Source organism: Pseudonocardia sp. TMWB2A (assembly GCF_017312135.1).
Window position 1 is genome coordinate 1570730 of record NZ_QKQY01000001.1, and the last position, 19594, is coordinate 1590323.

At 59.9% G+C, this 19594-nt stretch carries 19 protein-coding genes and 1 riboswitch; of the genes, 8 read left to right on the forward strand and 11 right to left on the reverse strand.

The window, feature by feature from the left end:
• Positions 1–8 precede the first annotated feature (8 nt).
• Entirely contained in the window at positions 9–1316 is a 1308-nt protein-coding gene (gene hemW / locus DMP17_RS07355; protein WP_337828413.1) for a radical SAM family heme chaperone HemW, read from the reverse strand.
• On the opposite strand from hemW, the gene DMP17_RS07360 reads away from it, so the two are divergent.
• Positions 1291–1863, forward strand: a complete 573-nt coding sequence (locus tag DMP17_RS07360) for a CAP domain-containing protein (RefSeq protein WP_337828414.1) — start codon at positions 1291–1293, stop codon at positions 1861–1863. The genes hemW and DMP17_RS07360 overlap by 26 nt on opposite strands.
• A 210-nt stretch (positions 1864–2073) precedes the next feature.
• On the opposite strand, the gene DMP17_RS07365 is transcribed toward DMP17_RS07360, so the two are convergent.
• On the reverse strand, positions 2074–3099 hold the full coding sequence (locus DMP17_RS07365; protein WP_337828415.1) for a saccharopine dehydrogenase NADP-binding domain-containing protein: 1026 nt from the start codon (positions 3097–3099) through the stop codon (positions 2074–2076).
• Positions 3100–3376: 277 nt separating this feature from the next.
• Here DMP17_RS07365 and DMP17_RS07370 point away from each other — a divergent pair, with 277 nt between their 5' ends.
• A complete protein-coding gene (locus tag DMP17_RS07370) occupies positions 3377–3931 on the forward strand; it encodes a TetR/AcrR family transcriptional regulator (protein WP_337828416.1) in 555 nt (184 codons plus the stop codon).
• A gap of 115 nt (positions 3932–4046) precedes the next feature.
• On the opposite strand, the gene DMP17_RS07375 is transcribed toward DMP17_RS07370, so the two are convergent.
• The 4 genes from DMP17_RS07375 to dnaK form a co-directional block, all read right to left on the reverse strand.
• Positions 4047–4844, reverse strand: coding sequence for an acyl-CoA thioesterase (locus DMP17_RS07375; RefSeq protein ID WP_337828417.1), 798 nt, complete (start codon positions 4842–4844; stop codon positions 4047–4049).
• Positions 4841–7141 (reverse strand): 5-methyltetrahydropteroyltriglutamate--homocysteine S-methyltransferase, encoded by a 2301-nt coding sequence (metE, locus tag DMP17_RS07380; RefSeq protein ID WP_337828418.1) that lies wholly within the window; start codon positions 7139–7141, stop codon positions 4841–4843. The genes DMP17_RS07375 and metE overlap by 4 nt, the downstream gene beginning before the upstream one ends.
• Positions 7142–7254: 113 nt before the next feature.
• Positions 7255–7464, reverse strand: a riboswitch (cobalamin riboswitch).
• Between the two features lie 373 nt (positions 7465–7837).
• Positions 7838–8965 (reverse strand): molecular chaperone DnaJ, encoded by a 1128-nt coding sequence (dnaJ, locus tag DMP17_RS07385; protein ID WP_337828419.1) that lies wholly within the window; start codon positions 8963–8965, stop codon positions 7838–7840.
• 87 nt (positions 8966–9052) lie between these two features.
• Entirely contained in the window at positions 9053–10969 is a 1917-nt protein-coding gene (gene dnaK / locus DMP17_RS07390) for a molecular chaperone DnaK (RefSeq protein WP_337828420.1), read from the reverse strand.
• Positions 10970–11145: 176 nt separating this feature from the next.
• On the opposite strand from dnaK, the gene DMP17_RS07395 reads away from it, so the two are divergent.
• The 4 genes from DMP17_RS07395 (at position 11146) to DMP17_RS07410 (ending at position 13140) form a co-directional block, all read left to right on the forward strand.
• On the forward strand, positions 11146–11703 hold the full coding sequence (locus DMP17_RS07395) for a copper chaperone PCu(A)C (RefSeq protein WP_337828421.1): 558 nt from the start codon (positions 11146–11148) through the stop codon (positions 11701–11703).
• 3 nt (positions 11704–11706) lie between these two features.
• Positions 11707–12009, forward strand: a complete 303-nt coding sequence (locus DMP17_RS07400; protein WP_337828422.1) for a hypothetical protein — start codon at positions 11707–11709, stop codon at positions 12007–12009.
• A 20-nt stretch (positions 12010–12029) separates the two neighbouring features.
• Positions 12030–12515, forward strand: coding sequence for a hypothetical protein (locus tag DMP17_RS07405; RefSeq protein ID WP_337828423.1), 486 nt, complete (start codon positions 12030–12032; stop codon positions 12513–12515).
• Between the two features lie 157 nt (positions 12516–12672).
• Positions 12673–13140 carry a hypothetical protein gene (locus DMP17_RS07410; RefSeq protein WP_337828424.1) on the forward strand — a complete coding sequence of 156 codons (468 nt, stop codon included), beginning with the start codon at positions 12673–12675 and terminating at the stop codon, positions 13138–13140.
• Between the two features lie 78 nt (positions 13141–13218).
• Here the strand turns inward: DMP17_RS07410 and DMP17_RS07415 are convergent, their stop codons facing one another.
• On the reverse strand, positions 13219–13653 hold the full coding sequence (locus tag DMP17_RS07415; protein WP_337828425.1) for a PadR family transcriptional regulator: 435 nt from the start codon (positions 13651–13653) through the stop codon (positions 13219–13221).
• Between DMP17_RS07415 and DMP17_RS07420 the strand changes: the two genes are divergently transcribed.
• Positions 13621–14040, forward strand: coding sequence for a hypothetical protein (locus tag DMP17_RS07420; protein ID WP_337828426.1), 420 nt, complete (start codon positions 13621–13623; stop codon positions 14038–14040). The genes DMP17_RS07415 and DMP17_RS07420 overlap by 33 nt on opposite strands.
• A gap of 436 nt (positions 14041–14476) precedes the next feature.
• On the opposite strand, the gene thpR is transcribed toward DMP17_RS07420, so the two are convergent.
• Positions 14477–15217 carry an RNA 2',3'-cyclic phosphodiesterase gene (gene thpR, locus DMP17_RS07425; RefSeq protein ID WP_337828427.1) on the reverse strand — a complete coding sequence of 247 codons (741 nt, stop codon included), beginning with the start codon at positions 15215–15217 and terminating at the stop codon, positions 14477–14479.
• Positions 15218–15300: 83 nt separating this feature from the next.
• Between thpR and DMP17_RS07430 the strand changes: the two genes are divergently transcribed.
• Positions 15301–16062: a Bax inhibitor-1/YccA family protein gene (locus tag DMP17_RS07430; protein ID WP_337828428.1), complete on the forward strand. Its 762-nt coding sequence runs from the start codon at positions 15301–15303 to the stop codon at positions 16060–16062.
• Positions 16063–16249: 187 nt separating this feature from the next.
• On the opposite strand, the gene DMP17_RS07435 is transcribed toward DMP17_RS07430, so the two are convergent.
• The 3 genes from DMP17_RS07435 to DMP17_RS07445 form a co-directional block, all read right to left on the reverse strand.
• Positions 16250–16900 (reverse strand): glutathione S-transferase family protein, encoded by a 651-nt coding sequence (locus DMP17_RS07435; protein WP_337828429.1) that lies wholly within the window; start codon positions 16898–16900, stop codon positions 16250–16252.
• A gap of 139 nt (positions 16901–17039) precedes the next feature.
• Positions 17040–18392, reverse strand: coding sequence for a homoserine dehydrogenase (locus tag DMP17_RS07440; protein ID WP_337828430.1), 1353 nt, complete (start codon positions 18390–18392; stop codon positions 17040–17042).
• A gap of 128 nt (positions 18393–18520) precedes the next feature.
• Positions 18521–19531, reverse strand: coding sequence for a hypothetical protein (locus DMP17_RS07445; RefSeq protein WP_337828431.1), 1011 nt, complete (start codon positions 19529–19531; stop codon positions 18521–18523).
• Positions 19532–19594 lie beyond the last annotated feature (63 nt).

Here is a 19594-nt window from a genome sequence, read left to right on the forward strand (position 1 = left end):
GGGCAAATCTACGCCGCTCCCCCGTCCGAAACAAGGGTGTCGGAAAGGAGAGAGGAGGCGACGATTTGGGGGAGGATGGCGTCGAGCAATAACATCCCCGCTTCGGTCACGCGAATATGGCTGTTTTCTGCGGAAATTAAGCCGATTTTTTGCAATTTGCGCACCGCTTCTCCGTCGGTGAGTCGCACTTCGTTTACGCCTGTAATCGCAGCGATGCGGGATAAATTTACCCCTTCTTTCAAGCGCATACCCATGAGCAAGGCTTCCGCCGCGCGTGTCTCCGGCGACAAAGATGATACCAATTTAATACCATTACCATTACGTCCCATAGCGGACAGATAATTTTCAGGCTTTTTGTGCCGCTCGGTCGCCTCCCCCAAGCGCCGTCCGTGCGCGCCGGGGCCGACCCCGACATAATCGCCATAGCGCCAGTAAGTGAGATTGTGGCGGCTCTCCTCGCCCAGCCGCGCATGGTTCGAAATTTCATAGGCAGGCAGCCCCGCCGCCGCAGTCATCGCGCGCGTTGTTTCAAATAAATCCGCCGCCGCGTCGCCATCGGGCAAGGTCAACGCACCCTTCGCCGCCAACGCCGCAAAGCGCGTCCCCGGCTCGATGGTCAGTTGATAGAGCGACAAATGGCCGGTCCCGAACGCCAGCGCGCGCGCCAGCTCCGCCTCCCACGCCGCCACGCTCTGCCCCGGCCGCGCATAAATAAGGTCGAAACTCACCCGCGCAAAATGGCGCTGTGCCACATCAAGCGCGGCCAAGCCTTCCTCGACCCCGTGCGCGCGGCCCAGAAAGACCAACACTTCATCATCGAGCGCCTGCAACCCCAAGGACACGCGGTTAACCCCCGCCGCCGCGAGATCGGCAAAGCGCGCCGCTTCGACCGATGACGGGTTCGCCTCCAGAGTTATCTCCAGATCATCGGCGAGCCGCCAATGCTGCCCGACCGCTTCAATCAACGCCGCGACGGTCGCCGGATCCATTAAGGAAGGGGTGCCGCCACCGAAGAAAATCGACCCCACAATGCGCCCCGGCATGAGCGCCGACTCATAGGCCAGATCGGCCAGCAACGCCGCGCGCCAGGCCATTTGGTCGACGCTATCGCGCACATGGCTGTTAAAGTCGCAGTAAGGACATTTTTTTACGCAAAAGGGCCAATGGATATAGATGGCTAGCGGCGCATTAACTGCGTCGGTTAGAAGGCTGTTTATCTGCGGTTCATATTCTGGAAGCATGAACCAGCCTCTCAACCTTCTGCGCGCGCTGTCAATCGCCTTTGTGCCCGTGGCAGCCTTGACGAGCGCCAGCATCCTCGCCCCTGCCCCTGCCGACGCGCATGGCACGGGGGCCTTTCCCGACCGCCCGCAAGTGAGCCGCACCAGCTTCATCAAGGCGATGCTCGACAATCATAATGCCGAACGGATCCGCATGGGCCTTCCCGTTCTCGCATGGGATGAAGGCCTTGCACGCGATGCCACAGTATGGGCCGCCGAAATGGCCGAAACCGATAATTTCGACCATGATGAAGAATCGCAAGCGGCCGAAAATCAGGGCGAAAATCTGTGGATGGGCACACGCGGTGCTTATAGCCTTGCCGAAATGGTCGATGGCTGGGTCGAAGAAGGCCAATATTATCAGGCAGGCCGCGTCTTCCCCCAAGTGTCGCGCACCGGCAAATGGGAAGATGTGAGCCATTATACCCAGGTCATCTGGAAAGACACCCGCCATGTCGGCTGCGCTTTGTCCAAAAACGCACAATGGGAATATCTGGTCTGCCGCTACGACCCTCCCGGCAATTATGAAGGCGAAATCGCCGAACGCGGCGGCGGCTCCGGCGTGCAAATGGCGGGATTGTGAGGGACGAAAGGCAAGGCCTTTCTGTTTAGCGCCGCACCCCCAACGCCTCTTTACCATCAACCTTCCCGTTCTCCCGCGTAGGCGGGGGTCCAAGGCCGCCATACCAGACTTCTAAGCAGGCTTAGCGCCGCCGAGGCATTGCGCGCCGCGCTGTTCCCCCGGCCGTGCGGGGGAACAGGGGCTCTGAGGAAGGTGAGAGAGTGACCTTCCTCAATGCGCCAAATTCAGGCGGATATGTTCGGGCGATAATGTCGCGAGCAGATGGGCGGCGTCGAACGCTGCGCCGGGGGACAGGACGCCGTGGCCGTCATAATCGGCGGCGATGAGGCGCTTGGCGGCTTCGCACACCAAAGGCGCGGTGAAGTGGTAAAGGTCATGGCCATGCGCGCAGATCGAGCGGGTGACGCCGCGTTTTTGGGCGATGACTTCGACCATGAATTGCTGGGAAGAACGGCCCGTCACCGGATTGACCACCGGCGGCGGCGTATCGGGGTTGCGAATATCCTGAAGCGCAATGTCCGACACATAGGTATGGATTTCGGACGCGGGAATATGGTGCGCGATCAGCGGGATTTCGGACAGGGGCAAAGCGGTCACAAGCTGCGTCCCGAACGGCGCGGGGAAACGCCAGTCGCGCTGGTGCGGAGGCAGGAATTGCGGCACTTTTTGCCCGCAACACATCACCTGACGCGGCACATTGATGGCGGCGGTGCGGCGCGTGCCGTGGGTCGGATGCCAGCTATCCAGTCCGATATAGGCGGTAATCGCATCGACCGTGTCCCAATCGCCCGCCGCGACGGTCGCGAGCAAATCGGTAAAGCCGCCGAAAAAGCTGGCCCCCGGCATGACGACCACACCGGCCTTGCGCGCGGGCGCATCAAATTGCGCGAAACAGGCCTCGACGCTCGCCTGTTCGGAGGTCACATCGAGATAATGGCAGCCGAGCCGCAGCGCCGACTGGATGACGGGCTCTGCCGTATCGACAAACGGCCCCGCACAGTTGATGATCGCGCCCGCGCCATAAAAAGCCGCATCAATCGCGGCTTCATGGTCCAGCGCGGCGTGGCGGATTTCAACCTCGTGCGCGCCAAAGTCGGGAAGGTTGCCGCGCGCGTCCCCGGTCGGCGGACGCACGACGGCTATCGGGTGGATATTCCGCCGCAACAATTCGGCGATTACAAAGCGTCCCGTATGGCCATTAGCCCCCAGAACCGCGATACTCTCTCGGTCATCCATAATCCGAACTTCCACTTCCTTAATCGAAAGCCCCCGGTTGACACATAGGCAAACGGGCAGCGCCGCTCAGGGAGAAAAATCCCGAGCATAATCGCTGCGCGCATGCGGCTTTAACAATGCAATATGGTCGAGGCTGTATCCCTGTTACGCTACAGACCTGTCTGTTTTTTGATAGGTAACATCATGTATCGTGTCAAGTGCAACTATGTTATGCTGGCCGCGTACGGTCATTCCGGTTAGGGATTATTTCCGGAAATTTTGGTAACTTAATTCGAAAATGGATCTTCGAGAAAAAATTATGCAAACAGCGTCCGCGCTGTTTTACGAACGCGGTGTCCGTGCCGTGGGCGTCGATTTGCTCGTCGAAAAGGCCGGAGTCGCCAAGACCAGCCTATATCGCCATTTCCATACCAAAGATGATCTGATCGCCGCCTATCTGGAGCGCGAAGACGCGGATTTCTGGCGTTTATGGGATGAAGCAAGCGCCGCCCATCCGGACGATCCGCGCGCCGAACTCGACGCACATTTTCAATGGATTGGCGAACGGGTGCGCGCGCCGCACTATCGCGGATGCCCGCAAATCAATGTCGCGGTGGAGTTTCCCGAAGCCGGTCATCCGGCGCGAATCATCGCGTCCGCGCACAAGAAGGAAATGAAGCGCCGCCTTGTCGATCTTGCCCGCCGCATGGGAGTCGCGCGCGCCGAGGAGCTGGCGACGCAACTGGCGGTGCTGGTCAATGGCGCTTTTGTCAGTCCGCAAACGCTGGCGGGGATTGATGCGTCGCTGTTGTTGCAACGGGCGGGGCAAGCCCTAGTTGCGGCAGCGGGTTAAAGGCGCGGGGCCGGAGCAGCCACGCCCGCCATCGCCGGTTGGGCCAAGCCGGAAAGTCGCTCTCCCCGAACTGGCCCCCGCCTGCGCGGGGGCACAATCGCGGCTTAGGCTATCGCTAAACCTGTCTCTCACCATAGGCGCGGGGCTTGCCGTTGCAATCGACCGCGACCATGACAAATTCGGACTTGGCGGCGCAGCACCTTGCCCCGCTCAGCAAATGTTCGGCCCATAATTCGACCGCGACGCGCAGCGACGAACGGCCCGTCATTGTGACGCGGGCGATAAGCTCGACCATCTCCCCTTGTTCGACCGGCGCGCGGAAATCGACACGCTCGGATGCGGCCATCACCATCGTCGCGCGCGCATGGCGGGTGGCGGCGATAAACGCCGCCTTGCCCATCATTTTGAGCGCATCGCCGCCGAACAACGTGCCATAATGGTTGGTCTGGGGCGGGAACACCATATCGACCATATGGAGCGTATCGCTTGCCGCCTCTATCCCCGGTGCCGTGCAGGCAATACGGGGGAACGGCCGGTGCGGCGGCTCTTCCTTGACCGCAACCAGCGTGAATAGTCCGCGCGTACAGAGCCGCCTTTCGCCGGTGAGCAAGCCTTCGGCGACCAGGGCCACCTCGACATCGAGCGCGCGGCTGCCGACGCGCACCACCCGCCCGCTCGCTTCGATAAGCTCGCCTTTATGCGCAGGCGCGGCAAAGTCGATGCGGTCGGATGCGGCGGTCACAAAGGTCGCGCGCCCATGACGCGAGGCCGCGAGAAACGCGACCTTGTCCATATGCGCGAGCGCCTCTCCGCCAAACAAGGTGCCATGATGGTTGGTGTCGCCCGGAAACACCATATCGATGATCCGGACGACATTTTTGTCGAGGCTTTCGGCCGGGAGCGGTGCGCTCACGCCGCTGCCCCGGCACTTTCCCGCAAAGTTCGCGCGGCGGCGACCATCGCGTCGATGGCCGGTTTGACCTCGTCCCATTTGCGCGTTTTGAGACCGCAATCGGGGTTCACCCATAATTGCTCCGCGCCGAGATGCTGGCGCGCCAATTCCATCAACCGCACCATTTCTTCAACCGTCGGCACGCGCGGCGCGTGGATGTCATAGACGCCGGGGCCGATGGCGCTCGGATAACGGTAGGCGGCAAAGCCTTCGAGCAATTCCATTTGCGAACGCGCCGTCTCTATCGAAATCACATCCGTATCCATCGCGCCGATGGACGGGAGAATGTCGTTAAATTCCGAATAGCACATATGGGTGTGGATTTGGGTTGCATCGCCCACCCCTGACGCGGACAGGCGGAAACAATCGACCGCCCAGTCAAGATAGGCTTGCCAGTCGCGGCGCTTGAGGGGCAGGCCTTCACGCAGCGCCGCTTCGTCAATCTGGATGGCCTTGCAACCTGCGGCTTCAAGGTCCGTCACCTCGTCGCGGATCGCGAGCGCAATCTGGCGGCACGAGGCTTCGCGCGGCTGGTCATCGCGCACGAACGACCAGTTGAGGATCGTCACCGGACCGGTGAGCATCCCCTTGACCGGCTTGTCGGTCAGCGATTGGGCATAGCGCCACCATGTAACCGTCATCGGTGCGGGGCGCGATACGTCGCCATAGAGGATCGGCGGGCGCACGCAGCGCGAGCCATAGCTTTGCACCCACGCATTGCTGGTGAAGGCAAAGCCCGACAGTTGCTCGCCAAAATATTGCACCATGTCGTTGCGCTCAAACTCGCCATGCACCAGCATGTCTAGGCCCGCTTCCTCCTGCCAGCGGATCGCGCGACCGGTTTCTTCGCGCAGGAAAGCTTCATAGGCCGCCGCGTCGATATTGCCGCGCCCATGTTCGGCGCGCGCGCGGCGCACTTCACCCGTTTGCGGGAAGGAGCCGATGGTCGTGGTCGGGAAAGCGGGAAGCTTCAGCGCATCGGCCTGCACCGCCACCCGGACGCCATAAGGCGAACGCCGTTCGCGCATATCCGGCGTGATCGCGGCGACCCGCGCGGTGACGTCCGGGTTATGGATGAGCGGCGAGACTTTGCGCTGTGCCGCTGCTGCGCTGGAGGCGGCCAAAGCGTCCGCCACACTATCGCGGCCTTCATTGAGCGCGCGTTTGAGGATGGCCAACTCCTCGATCTTCTGCACCGCAAAAGCGATCCATTGCCGGACTTGCGGATCAAGCTTGTTTTCAAGCGCCAAATCGACCGGCACATGGAGCAGCGAACAGGAAGGCGCGAGGATGATGTCACGCTCTGCGGCTACCGGCTCCAAGCGGTCGAGCAGGCTTTCCAGATCGCTGCGCCAGATGTTACGCCCGTCAATCACGCCGAGCGACAGGCACAGATTTTTAGGCGCGGCTTTAAGCAGCGCATCAAGCTGCTCCGGCGCGCGCACCAGATCGACATGCAACCCCGCCACCGGCAGTGCAGCGGCAAAGCCCAAATTACTGTCCAGCCCGCAAAAATAGGTGGTGAGCATCAGCTTCAACCCTTTGCGCGGCAATTTGGCATAAGCGCGGGTGAGCGCGCGGCGTTGCTGCTCGGTCAAGTCGGTGACCAGCACAGGCTCGTCTATCTGCACCCATTGCGCGCCCGCTTGCTCAAGGTGCGACAGGATAACGCCGTAAAGCCCCAGTACCTCGTCGAGAAAGTCGAACGGATCGACGCCGCGCCCTTTGGCGAGGCTCAGCCATGTCACCGGACCAAGCAGCACCGGACGGGTTTCAAACCCTTGCGCCTTGGCCTCGCGATAATCTTCGACGACCTTCATATTGTTGAGCGTAAGCTTTTGCCCCGCGACCAGTTCGGGCACCATATAATGATAGTTGGTGTCATACCATTTGGTCATCTCGCAGGCGGTAAGGCTGCTGTGGTGCGCGCACCCGCCCGCATCGCCGGTCGTGCCGCGCGCCATTGCGAAATAGGTGCCAAGCCCCGCCGCGCCTTCTTCCGCGCCATAGCGTTGCGGCACCGCGCCGAGCATCAGGCTGGTATCGAGCACATGGTCATAAAGCGAAAAATCGCCCGACGGGAGCCAATCCACGCCCAACGCATTTTGCCGCGCCCAAGCGGCGGTGCGCAAACCGGCGGCCGCTTCGAGCAAGTCGGCTTGTGGCGTTTTACCCGCCCAATAATTTTCGAGCGCATATTTCAACTCGCGGCGTGGGCCGATACGCGGGAAACCCAATGTAGCAATAGTGACAGTCATATTCTTCAACCCCGAAGAGGGGCGGACATGACCGGACCAGACACAGGCACAAGACGCGCGGCCATGACCGGCAACGCCTTATGCGCGCGACCAGACCGGGCACCCCGCCGGTGGACGTTATGATGCCAAAGGCAGGTCTCCTGGCTCACAGGTCATTGCGGACAATCCGTCTTCCCGGATGGCGTGAGCCGTCCAGTGACTTTGCTTGGATTGCCGCTCGCTGTTTACAGTTGCGGGGGCAGCGCCGGTCTTGCACCGGCTTCCCGTCTTAGCTCCGGCGCAGGCGTACGCCCGACCGGAGAACCTATGACGCCTTTAAGATTGTCCAAAAGACCCGCGGGGTCAAGAGTGGATATAAAGAAAACTTTATATGATGGTTTTTTGGGGGAGAGAGCGAGTAACTGGAAGCAAGGACCAGTAGCGATTTTTCCTCTCCCGTGCCCCCGCGCAGGCGGGGGTCCAGAGTGGTAGGGCGCGTCGCTATTATAGGGATACACAATCGAAGATTATGGCAGACGGCACTGGACCCCGCCTGCGCGGGGGCACGGCGTGGGGAAAGGCGGGGTCATATACTGCAAAGGGGCGGGCTTGTTTGCGCCAACGACTCACTGATAGATATACTGCTAACGGCCACCGCGCGAACGAATAACGGATAACGCTAACCGCAAACCGCTAACCGTCCTCGGCTACCCCTGCTTACCCCGCCAGCATATCCTTGATCTTGCTGAAAAAGCCGCTCGACTGCGGACATTCTTCGCCGGTTTCGGTTTCGCGGAATTGTTCCAGCAACTCGCGCTGTTTGGCGTTTAATTTGGTCGGGGTTTCGACGTCGATCTGGACGACCATGTCGCCATGCCCGCGTCCGTTGAGCACCGGCATCCCCGCCCCGCGCTGGCGGATTTGCTTGCCGGACTGGATGCCCGCCGGGATTTTAATGTCATGGGTGACACCATCGAGGCCCGGCACGGCAATCGTGCCGCCAAGGCTGGCGGTTGTGAAACTGATCGGCGCGCGCGCGAACAGGGTCGTGCCTTCGCGCTCGAAAATCGCGTGGCGTTTCACATGGAGGAAAATATAAAGATCGCCCGCCGGCGCTCCGCGCGCGCCCGCTTCGCCTTCGCCCGACAAGCGGATGCGGTTGCCTTCATCGACGCCCGCCGGAATAGTGACGCTCAACGTCTTGCGCTTGCCGACACGGCCTTCGCCATGACAGTCGCGGCAGGGGTCGGCAATGGTTTCGCCCATGCCGCCGCACACCGGACAGGTGCGTTCGACCACGAAAAAGCCTTGTTGCGCGCGGACCTTGCCGCTGCCTTGGCAATGGCCACAGCGTGAGGCGCTGGTGCCGGGTTTCGCGCCGCTGCCGTCGCAGGTTTCGCAATGCGCCGCGACATCAATCGTGACTTCGCTTTCGCGCCCGTGAAACGCTTCTTCCAGCGTGATTTCCATATCATAGCGCAGGTCCGCGCCGCGTGCAGGGCCGCGCTGGCTGCCACCGCCACCAAAGCCGGACGCGCCGAAGATGGTTTCGAAAATATCGCCAAGGTCGGAAAAACCGCCGCCAAAACCGCCGCCCATGCCGCCGGGCCCGCCATTTTCAAACGCCGCCTTGCCGAACCGGTCGTAGGCCGCGCGCTTTTGCGGGTCTTTCAGGCAATCATAAGCTTCGTTGATGGATTTGAAGCGATGCTCGGCGTCATGGTCGCCGGGATTACGGTCGGGGTGGAAGCGCATCGCAAGCCGCCGGTAGGAGGATTTGATCGTGGCATCATCCGCCGTGCGCTCGACTTCGAGCAATTCATAATAGTCGATTTCGGTACTCAACGCCCCGCCCTAACCCGCTCAAATAAGAGCGGGCACCCTTGCCGCTGTTGCGCGGATAGGATGCCCGTTCCGGTTCATCTTAAAAAATCAGGCCTTCTTGTCGTCTTCGACTTCCGAAAATTCGGCGTCGACCACGTCATCGTCCTGCGCCGGTTCAGCGTCAGCACCGCCTTCGCCGCCCGGCGAGGCTGCACCGGCCTGTTCCTTTTCATAGATGGCCTGCCCCAGCTTCATCGCGACATTGGCGAGGGCTTGGGTTTTTTCGGTCATCGCGTCCGCATCGCCGCCTTCGACCGCCACCTTGGTGTCGGCAATCGCGGTTTCGATTTCGGACTTCAAGCCCGCATCCACCTTGTCGCCATGCTCTTCGAGCTGCTTTTCGGTGGTGTGGACAAGGCTTTCCGCATTATTTTTGGCTTCAGCCGCCGCGCGGCGCTTCTTGTCGTCCTCGGCGAAATTTTCCGCATCCTTGACCATCTGGTCAATGTCGGAATCGCTGAGACCACCCGATGCCTGGATCTTGATCTGCTGTTCCTTGCCCGTGCCCTTATCCTTGGCGGACACGTTGACGATGCCGTTCGCGTCAATGTCGAACGTCACTTCAATCTGCGGCACACCGCGCGGCGCCGGCGGGATGCCGACAAGGTCGAACTGGCCGAGTAGCTTGTTATCCGCCGCCATTTCGCGCTCGCCCTGGAACACGCGGATGGTCACCGCCTGCTGGTTGTCGTCCGCCGTCGAATAAGTCTGCGACTTTTTCGTCGGGATCGTCGTGTTACGGTCGATCATGCGGGTGAACACGCCGCCCAGCGTTTCGATGCCGAGGCTGAGCGGGGTCACGTCGAGCAGCAGCACGTCCTTGACGTCGCCCTGCAACACGCCCGCCTGAATGGCAGCGCCCATGGCGACAACTTCGTCAGGGTTCACGCCGGTATGCGGTTCCTTGCCGAAAAATTCCTTCACGGCTTCGCGCACCTTGGGCATACGGGTCTGGCCACCGACAAGCACAACCTCGTCAATCTGGTTCGCCTTCAGCCCGGCATCTTCCAGCGCCTTTTTGCACGGTTGCAAAGTGCGCTTGATGAGCGGGTCGACCAGCTTTTCAAGGTCGGCGCGCGTGATGGTCTTGACCAGATGCTTGGGGCCATTCTGGTCGGCGGTGATGAAGGGCAGATTGACTTCGGTGGTTTGCGCCGAGGACAATTCGATCTTCGCCTTTTCCGCCGCTTCCTTCAAACGCTGGAGCGCGAGCTTATCCTTGGTGAGGTCGATGCCTTCGGCCTTTTTGAAATCGTCCGCGAGATATTCGACAATTCTGGCGTCGAAATCTTCACCGCCAAGGAAAGTGTCGCCATTGGTCGATTTGACTTCGAACACGCCGTCGCCCACTTCGAGAATCGAAATGTCGAACGTGCCGCCGCCAAGGTCATAGACCGCGATGGTTTTATTATCCTGTTTTTCAAGGCCGTAAGCGAGTGCGGCGGCGGTCGGCTCGTTGATGATGCGCAGCACTTCAAGCCCCGCAATCTGTCCCGCATCCTTGGTCGCCTGACGCTGGGCGTCGTTGAAATAAGCCGGAACGGTGATGACCGCCTGGCTCACCTTTTCACCCAGATAGGCTTCAGCGGTTTCTTTCATCTTTTGCAAGATGAAGGCCGAAATTTGCGACGGCGAATAATCTTCCCCGCCTGCTTTCACCCACGCATCGCCATTCTTGCCCTTGACGATATTATAGGGGACCAGCTCCGTGTCCTTCTTGGTCACGGGGTCGTCAAAGCGGCGGCCGATAAGGCGCTTGACCGCGAAAATCGTATTGTCCGGATTGGTAACAGCCTGACGCTTGGCGGGCTGGCCGATGAGGCGCTCGCCATCTTTGGTGAAGGCCACGATCGACGGAGTCGTGCGCGCGCCTTCCGCATTTTCGATCACCTTGGGCTTGCCGCCGTCCATAACGGCGACACAGCTATTGGTGGTGCCAAGGTCGATACCGATTACTTTTGCCATATTATCTTTCACCCCTGAAACTTAGTGAGATGTGATGGGAATGACGGGCGAAACTGCCGAAACAGCCGCGTCGCCATTGGAACTGTTGCAAGCGATATAGGTGCGCTTTTTCTTGGCACAAGATGAAGTCGCCACTAGAGAGAATAGAAATTGCCAGCCAGCCAAGGATTAAGCCGATGCCCGTTATCCGCCCCGCCCTGTTCGCCAGCCTGATTGCGCCTGTTGCCGCAACCGCCCTACTCGCCGCCTGCACCCCGCCTGCCAAACAGCCGGTGCTGAACATCCACGGCGCGCAAACCACTTTACCGGCGGTCAAGGGCAATCCCGGCGCGGTCTATTTCCGCATCAATGGCGGGCCGGAAGATGTGAAGCTGCTCGCGGTGCTGTCGCCCGATACCCAGCGCATCGAACTGCATGAATCCGTGTCGGAAAACGGCTTGGTCAAGATGAACAAGCTGCAAAGCGTCGATGTTCCCGCCAAGGGCACGGTCGAATTCAGGCAAGGCGGTAAGCATGTCATGGTGTGGGGCATTAACGATGCCGCCATCCAGCGCGGCACTTTCCCGATCACCTTCGTCTTTTCGAACAAGGACCGCATTGTCGCGGACGTGAAGATCAATCCTGCACCCACTGCCGGCAATGCGGCGGCGGATGCGGCCAAGGATGACCATGCCGGGCATGATATGGCGGGCATGGATATGGGCAAGGATGCGGCAGATAAAGATTCCCAATAAACCATGTCGTCGAACGGTCAGTTGAAATCAGGCTGCGGCGGATGCCTGATTTTTCTCACCGGGCAAGCCATCATACTACCGATTGCCTATTTGATTGGCTCAATTTTATACGAATGGATGACGCAAAAGGCGTGGATTAAAGACGATTTCGGCAACTTCATGATCGCCTTTCTTGTCGGTGCCATTGTCTATTTTCCGCTCACTTTTATCGTCGATAAAATCGGTAAGCGCCTCACCGGCAGCAATACGTTGGACGATGTCAGCGCCTTCTCCGGTCTGTTCCGCATCTTCGATCTTTTCAATTAACCTCAAGCAAGCCTGATCTCATGTCCACCCGTCCGCTCACCTCCCGCGAAATCACCCTCGCCCGCTCTGTATTCGGCGAGGCGATTGATTATGCCAAGGTTGAAATCCGCAACAGGAAATGGGCGTTTTTCCAGCCTGCTATGGTTGCGATGGCACCGATGGGGCATATCCATTTCAACCCCAAATCGGACCTGTATTGCGACGATTTTTGCGATATGCAGCTTATCCGCCAAGGGCTGTTCATCCATGAAATGACCCATGTGTGGCAGGCGCAAAAGCGCGGGAAATTCTATCTCGTCCTGATGCGCCATCCTTTTTCGCGCTATGATTATAGCCTAGTTCCGGGCTGGCCGCTCGAACGCTATGGCATCGAACAGCAAGCCGAAATTGTCCGCCACATCTTCTTGCTGCGACACGGCCAGAAAATCCGCGGCGCGCCGCCGCTTGAACATTATGAAGGCATATTGCCCGACAGTTTCCGGCTGGCCGACGAGATTAAGCCATGAACAGGTTTGAGGCCGTATAAGCGGGGCAGGACCGACGCGAAGCAACGCGCACGATATGCGCTATCTTGTCATTTATCTGGTGTAAGCGTCGATAAGACCCGCTTCGCGCACGCCTTCTTTTACGCAACTGTAACCGAAGGCGGCTACAGCGATTCCTATGACCCGTTTGCCCAAAAATCATGCGCCTGAAAATCATGTGTCCAGCAACGATGGGACCGGTAATCTCCCCGGAAATACCGTCCCCGGCAATAATGTACCGGGCGCACTCCACGCGATTCAGGAATTTTTTGTGACGCAGGACCGTTACCGCGCCGAACGGGCCGATGCGCTGTGCGATCATTTTCTGGACGCGCTGGCAAGTCTGGTAGAACAGCTTGGGCAACAGGCCGACGACAAGGCGATGCTGGCGGAATTATGGCCGCTGATGGAATTGCGCGACGCGATGACGCTCGCCACCCGCGAGGTGCTGAATATTGACGGCGAAGCAACGATTGCACTCGCCAAACATAAGCGGGTGCGCGCCAATCCTTATGCGCGCAGCCTCACTTTGGTGACGGTCGAAGGGTTGGAAAATGCGACGAAGCAGGTGGACCGCCTCGCCGCCAGAATGGAACGTCCGCAATAGGCGCAATAAGCGCAATAAGCGCACGGGGGTTTAGGGCGCGGGGGTTTAGGGCGCGGGATTGAAGCCCCGCACCCCGCCTTAAAGCCGCTCGATCTTCTGCGCTGCCTCGTCGATAATATCGACGATTTTGAACAGATCCTCTTGCGACATTTCGCCCGTGCGCGCCGATTGCATCACCTTGTTGCGCATGGTCGCGGCAAGGTTTTGCATCGCCCGCAGCGCGGGTGCAATGCTGTCGCGCCCGCCGCGTCCGGCAAAGCTGCCGAGCCGTTCCAGCACCGCCTTCACCTCATCGGCCTTGGCGTCGAGTTCGGCTTTGCCCGCATCGGTAATCGCATAGCTTTTGCGCGCGCCGCCTTCGCCCTGTTCGGCGATGAGGTCCATATCGGCGAGCAAGGTCAGCGTCGGATAAACCAGCCCCGGAGAGGGCGCATATGCCCCGTCCGACAGACTCTCTATCTCGCGGATAATATCATAGCCGTGGCGCGGTTCGTCGCCGATGAGCTTCAGCATGAGGAGCCGCAGTTCCTCTCCGTCAAACCGCTTGCGCCGCCGCCCGCCGCCGCGCCCGCGTCCACCGCCGCCGCCGCCAAAGGGGCCATCATTTCCGAACGGGCCGCCCGGACCAAAAGGACCATCGGGACCGAACGGTCCATCGGGGCCGAACGGGCCACCCCCGAAATGCCTGCCCCCGAAATGGCCGCCGCCAAATCCGGCTCCGAAATGCCCTCTAAAGCCCCCACCATGACGGCGCGGTCCCCGCCCCTCGTGCAACGCCGCTCGCACAGCGGCACGGGCGGCACGAAAAGCCGCACGGCGTTCGCGGCGTTCATGCCGGTCGTGCCAATTGCGCGCATTACTATGCCCACACCGCCCGGCGCGATGGCCTTCGCCCGATGATTCGCCGCGCGGATGTTCCGCATTATAATGGTCCGAGACATAAAAGCGGCGCTCATGGCCTTCGGCACGACCTCGCCCTTCATAAAAGCGCGACCCGCGACGGCCTCTGCCCCGACGTTCATGGCCAAAACCGCCCAATTCGCGCGCGCCTCTGCCGCTATATTCTTCACTATTCTGATACCGCATCCAGCATCCTTTCATCATTTTTGACTGTTTCATATGCGCTCAAAATATATCTTATATTATTTTACGCAAGAGGGAGAGTGTGATTTTTTTGCAGATGGCGTTCCGGTCAGGGATTTTCGGGGACGGGAGTCTGAGGGGGTATTTTTAGAGAGGCCTGAAGGGGGCTGCGCTTGGGCTTCCTGCGTGCGGGCAAGGGTGTGAGGACATAGGGGACATCATCGGGATACATCTTCCCCCTTCCCCTCAACCCTTACCCCAAAGGATAGCGCGCGACCGGTTCATAGAAGGAGCCGCCTTGCCCCATATGGCTTTCGTACAGCAAGAAATGGTCGAACAAGGCGGGCGGCGAGGCAAGCCCGCCATGCGTTGCAATAAACGCATCGAGCGGCCCTGTGGCGCGGTTGGCGCGGGCGATCGTGATATGCGGTTCAAAGGCGCGCGCTTCGGGGGCTATACCTGCCCTGATGCACGCCTGATCGACCTTGTGGTGGAGCGCGGTCACCGCCCCGTGCGGGGTGATGCCTGACCATAGCGTATGGACAAGGCCTTTCTTGGAGAATGTCCCTATCCCGTCGAGCGCCAGATAGAGCGCAGGGGCGTTGACCCCCGCAAGCGCCGCCGCAATATCCTCGGCGCGGTGGCTGTCCACCTCGCCAATATATTTGAGTGTTACATGTAATTGCCCGTCATCTTGCCATCGCGCGCCCGCGACCCCGCCCATCAGACCCAGAAGCTGCGCGCGCATCGGCGCGGGCGGGCGTAACGCTATGAAGAGACGGTGCATGACATGGGTGACTGTGCGCGAGGTTCGGCGCGCGGGCAAGAGGCGGGCGGAATTATTCGCGCCCGCTTGCTTTTTTTTCGCGGAAGGCCCCTCCAAGATGCGCCTGCCCGCTTTGTCCCCCAGCTTCCGCAATTTAAGGGGGCATCGCTTGCGCAAATATGCCGGAATGATGCGAAATGCCCCGAAATCCGCGCAAGATTCCTGCATAGTTTTCCTTGAATTTTTGCGGTTTTGCTCCAATATGTAACGCGTTCCGGCATAGGGCCGGGTTCAACGGAGTTTTTGAAACAATGGCTAACTGGTCTGATCCCCGCCAAGACAATCGCGTCGGCGCCGACACCAGCTATCACCCCAGCGTCGGCGTGCCCGATGCCAGCTATGATGCGGGCCTGCGCGCCTATATGCTCAAAGTCTATAATTATATGGCTTCGGGCGTGTTGTGGACGGGCATTGTCGCTTACGTCATCGGGAATAGCGAAGCCGTCAATCTGTTGCTGTCGCCGACCGGCGGACTGTCGATGCTCGGCTGGATTGCCGCGCTATCGCCGATCGCTTTCGTGCTGCTGATGGGCGCGGGCATGAACCGCCTCAGCGAAGGCGGCATGAAGGTCGCTTTCTATGCGTTTGCGACGCTTATCGGTGTGTCGCTCTCGACGATTTTCGTGCGCTTTACCGGTAGCTCGATTGCCGAAACCTTCTTTGCGACCGCCGCAGCGTTCGCGGGTCTCAGCATCTGGGGCTATACCACGAAGAAGGACTTGTCCGGATGGGGCAGCTTCCTCATCATGGGCGTGTGGGGCCTCCTCATCGCCTCGCTGCTCAACTATTTTGTGTTCAAATCGGGCATCACCGTAATGGCGATCAGCGCCATCGGCGTGCTGGTTTTTGCAGGGCTTACCGCTTATGATACCCAGCGCATCAAGAGCATGTATTTCCAGGTCGCAGGCAGCGACATGATGGGCAAGGTTGCGATTATGGGTGCGCTTAGCCTCTATCTCGACTTTGTGAACATGTTCCAGTTCCTGCTCTCGTTCATGGGCAATAACGACTGATAAGGTCGGACAGGACATTGCATAAGATAAGGCCCGGCAGAGCAATCCGCCGGGCCTTTTTTGTTGGGGGTATGGAAGCTGGGAAGTTCATAAGGCCCCTCCCGCCTGCGGGAGGGGTTGGGGGTGGGTCTGAACGACTGAAAAGCCGTTTAGCCCTTCTTACTCTGAACCTGCGAGAACGGCGCAATCACCCCGCGCTTTTCGCCTGCGCTTCGGCAATCAGCGCACCGTCTATCGCTTTTGCCTTCTGGTAAGCGGGCCGTTCCTTCAACCGTGCGGCATAGGCTTCGAAGGACGGACGTTTGTCGATACTGCCGAACATCAAGCCCCAATCGATATGGCTGCCGAAATAGACATCGGCCATGGTGAAACGGTCGCCGCAGATGTAGATGCGGCCATCGCCGATAACGCCATCCAGCGTGTCCATCACCTGATCATAGCAACCAAAGCCGAGCATCCCCTGCTTTTGCGGGTCGGTCGCAGCCCAACCCATCGAGCGCGCCGAAACGGCCTGCTCGACCGGTCCCGCCGCATAGAAAAGCCAGCGATAATAATCCGCGCGTTCTGCATCCGTCGGCGCGAGATTGGCCGCGGGATAGGCATCGGCGAGATAGGCGCAAATCGCGGCAGCCTCGGTCACCACCTGCTCGCCCGCATCCGTTTGATGGACGATGCACGGGACTTTCCCCATCGGATTATATTTAAGGTAAGCCGCATCCTTCATGCTGGTGCCATAATCGAGCAGCACCTGCTCATAATCCGCACCTGCTTCCTCCAGCGCCCAGCGCGCAATCTGCCCGCGCGACATCGGGTTATGATAGAAAATAATGTCCGCCATAATATAACTCTCCTCAGATTTTATTTTCTATAGGATCTTTTTCGCGGCATGGACATGCGTCATGCCCGCAGGGAAGGGCGTCATGCAAAAACGCCCACCCGTTACTATATCACGACTATGTTATCGGCTTGAAAAAATCTCAATCGTCGAGCAGCGGCAGCACCAATGGTGCGCCCGTGACCATTTCCGATTTGGCGAGGCGTTGCACCATATCGTTGATGCAGCGGACCTTACATTCATGGGTCACGACCGCGACGAACACGCCGCCTTCGCTGGTATGGCCGCGTTGGGTGACGCTTTCGATAGACACTCCGGAATCGCGCATCGCGGCGGTGATTTCGGCGAGCGCACCCAAACGGTCCTCGACGCCGAAGCGCACATAGTTGCGCTCCCCCCGTTCGCCGGGATCGGCAGGGTCGGCGGATTTGAGCGCCGCAATCGGCATCGCGAAAGCCGGGCCAACTTCACCGCGCGCAATGTCGATAAGGTCGGCCACCACGGCGGAAGCGGTCGGGCCGTCGCCCGCGCCTGCACCCTGGAACAATAGCCGCCCGACATAATTACCCTCGGCGACGACCGCATTGGTCGGGCCATCGACATGGGCGAGTGGGTGGCTCATCGGCACGAGCATCGGGGCGACGCGCTGGAGCATCCCGTCTTCGGTGCCGACCGCGGCGCCGACCAAGCGGATACGATAGCCCAGATCATCGGCTTCGGCGATGTCGCCTGCAGTGATATGACGGATGCCATCAGTTTCGACGCGCGCCAAGTCGAGCGCGGTGCCGAAGCATAGGCTTGCCAGAATGGCGAGCTTGTGCGCGGCGTCTATGCCGTCAATGTCAAAGGTCGGGTCGGCTTCGGCAAAGCCTTTATCCTGCGCTTCTTTGAGGACGACATCGAAATCGCGGCCATCCTTTTCCATCGTGGTCAGGATATAATTGCAGGTGCCGTTCAAAATGCCATAGACGCGGCTGATATCATTGGCAGCCGCCCCTTCGCGCAGGCCCTTGATGACCGGGATGCCGCCCGCGACCGCCGCTTCATATTTCAAGCCGACGCCCGCCGCTTCTGCCGCTTGGGCAAGGGCAAGGCCGTGATGCGCGATCATCGCTTTGTTGGCAGTGACGAACGGTTTTCCTGCTTTCAACGCATTGCGGGCAAGGGTGAGCGCGGGGCCGTCTGCGCCGCCGATCAGTTCGACCACAGTATCGACATCAGGATGGTCGGCCATATCGTCCATATCATCGTCCCAGCGATAACGGGACAAATCGACGCCGCGATCTTTGGAGCGGTCGCGCGCGGACACGGCGACCACTTCAATCGGGCGACCGGCGCGGCGGGCGATCAGCTCCTTATTGGCTTCGAGCAGGCGAATCACGCCCGCACCCACCGTTCCAAGCCCCGCCAGCGCAATGCGCAGCGGCTGTGCTTGCGCGCCGGACGCCGGACCGGACGAAGCGCCGGAAGAAAGGCCGGAAGAGGGGGCGGTCATGCAATATCCTTAAAGTGAAAAGAGCGGTGCAGGATGCACGGGAAAGAAGAAAGCCAGCCCCCTACGCCGGAACCGGACAAGATTCCAGCCCCGTCTCTTTTACTGTTTCTGTTAGCTCCCCTCTTGCTTCAACGGCGGATCGGTGCGCGGGTGCGGGTGCAATCGCCAAGCCCTTGACGCACCAACATATAATCGGCCTCGATCTTGGCGCGATGTTCCACGCCGCCATCATTGAAGGCGCTCGCCGGAAGTGTGGCGGGGAGGCCGCAGGCGAGGCGATACCAACCCAAGGTGGCAGGCGCTGGCATCCCGTCCGCATCGCTCACCAACTCGCCAAAGGTTGCCGACCATGTAGGGGCCGCTCCCGGCACGCTGCTAACCGACAGCGACGCAGGCGCGCCCGACGCGGTGGAAAGGAAAATCTGGGTTTCCCCTGCGCCCGTCACGCTTCCCGGCGCGTGAAAAGCGGTCGAAACCCCCGTGATTCGGGCGGGCGCTTGGGGTTTCAGCAATTCGGCGATGACATTGCGGGTCCATTGGTCGGTGGTCGCATCCCAAAAAAGCTGGGAATCGGGCGCAACCAATTGGAGCGCACCCGCTTTCCCCGGAACCGCGCGGGCAAACACCAGCACGCGCTGTTTTTTGAGCTTCGGGCTTTTACCCTTCGAGTCGAGCGGGATATCCACCAGATAGGAGATTTGCTTGGGCATCGCCTGCGATGCGCGAATCAAGGCGCTAATATCGGCTTCGATAAAATAACGTTGCCGCACCACGCCGCCATCGGCGGTGAAGGGCTTGTCGACCTTTGAAGCGGTGCGGATAGTGGCATCCAGCACCATCGGCGCATGGTCTGCAAGGTCGGCAATATCGGCGAAATTATAACGGCTTGCACTGGCAGAAACAGCGGCAGAGTCCGCAGAAGTCGCCGGATTTTTTCCGCTTTGGGCATAAACGGGACTGGTGCTCGCCAACAGGGCGAGGGCGGAAACCATCAGCGATCTCATCATCACTACCTTTCTTGCTTCGGGTATGGCGGGAGCCATCTTTCCTGTCCCGCCTTGTATTATTTCCGACATTAACGGTCGATAAAGGGTTTGCGCCAGCGCGATGGAGTCGATAGGAACGCCGTTGCGTGCCAAAAAATTATAGGTTGGGGAAAATGCGCTTCAAGGGATGCAGGGCCTGAAAATGGTCCGGCATTG

What these genes read in the sequence shown, in the direction of transcription:
- DMP17_RS07370 (WP_337828416.1), top strand. Translation starts at nt 3,377, where the DNA reads ATGGATCTTCGAGAAAAAATTATGCAAACAGCGTCCGCGCTGTTTTAC.
- dnaK (WP_337828420.1), bottom strand. Translation starts at nt 10,969, where the DNA reads ATGGCAAAAGTAATCGGTATCGACCTTGGCACCACCAATAGCTGTGTC.
- DMP17_RS07415 (WP_337828425.1), bottom strand. Translation starts at nt 13,653, where the DNA reads ATGCTGAAGCTCATCGGCGACGAACCGCGCCACGGCTATGATATTATC.
- thpR (WP_337828427.1), bottom strand. Translation starts at nt 15,217, where the DNA reads ATGCAGGAATCTTGCGCGGATTTCGGGGCATTTCGCATCATTCCGGCA.
- DMP17_RS07435 (WP_337828429.1), bottom strand. Translation starts at nt 16,900, where the DNA reads ATGGCGGACATTATTTTCTATCATAACCCGATGTCGCGCGGGCAGATT.
- DMP17_RS07430 (WP_337828428.1), top strand. Translation starts at nt 15,301, where the DNA reads ATGGCTAACTGGTCTGATCCCCGCCAAGACAATCGCGTCGGCGCCGAC.
- DMP17_RS07410 (WP_337828424.1), top strand. Translation starts at nt 12,673, where the DNA reads ATGACCCGTTTGCCCAAAAATCATGCGCCTGAAAATCATGTGTCCAGC.
- DMP17_RS07400 (WP_337828422.1), top strand. Translation starts at nt 11,707, where the DNA reads ATGTCGTCGAACGGTCAGTTGAAATCAGGCTGCGGCGGATGCCTGATT.
- DMP17_RS07405 (WP_337828423.1), top strand. Translation starts at nt 12,030, where the DNA reads ATGTCCACCCGTCCGCTCACCTCCCGCGAAATCACCCTCGCCCGCTCT.
- metE (WP_337828418.1), bottom strand. Translation starts at nt 7,141, where the DNA reads ATGACTGTCACTATTGCTACATTGGGTTTCCCGCGTATCGGCCCACGC.
- hemW (WP_337828413.1), bottom strand. Translation starts at nt 1,316, where the DNA reads ATGCTGGCGCTCGTCAAGGCTGCCACGGGCACAAAGGCGATTGACAGC.
- DMP17_RS07395 (WP_337828421.1), top strand. Translation starts at nt 11,146, where the DNA reads ATGCCCGTTATCCGCCCCGCCCTGTTCGCCAGCCTGATTGCGCCTGTT.
- DMP17_RS07440 (WP_337828430.1), bottom strand. Translation starts at nt 18,392, where the DNA reads ATGACCGCCCCCTCTTCCGGCCTTTCTTCCGGCGCTTCGTCCGGTCCG.
- DMP17_RS07365 (WP_337828415.1), bottom strand. Translation starts at nt 3,099, where the DNA reads ATGGATGACCGAGAGAGTATCGCGGTTCTGGGGGCTAATGGCCATACG.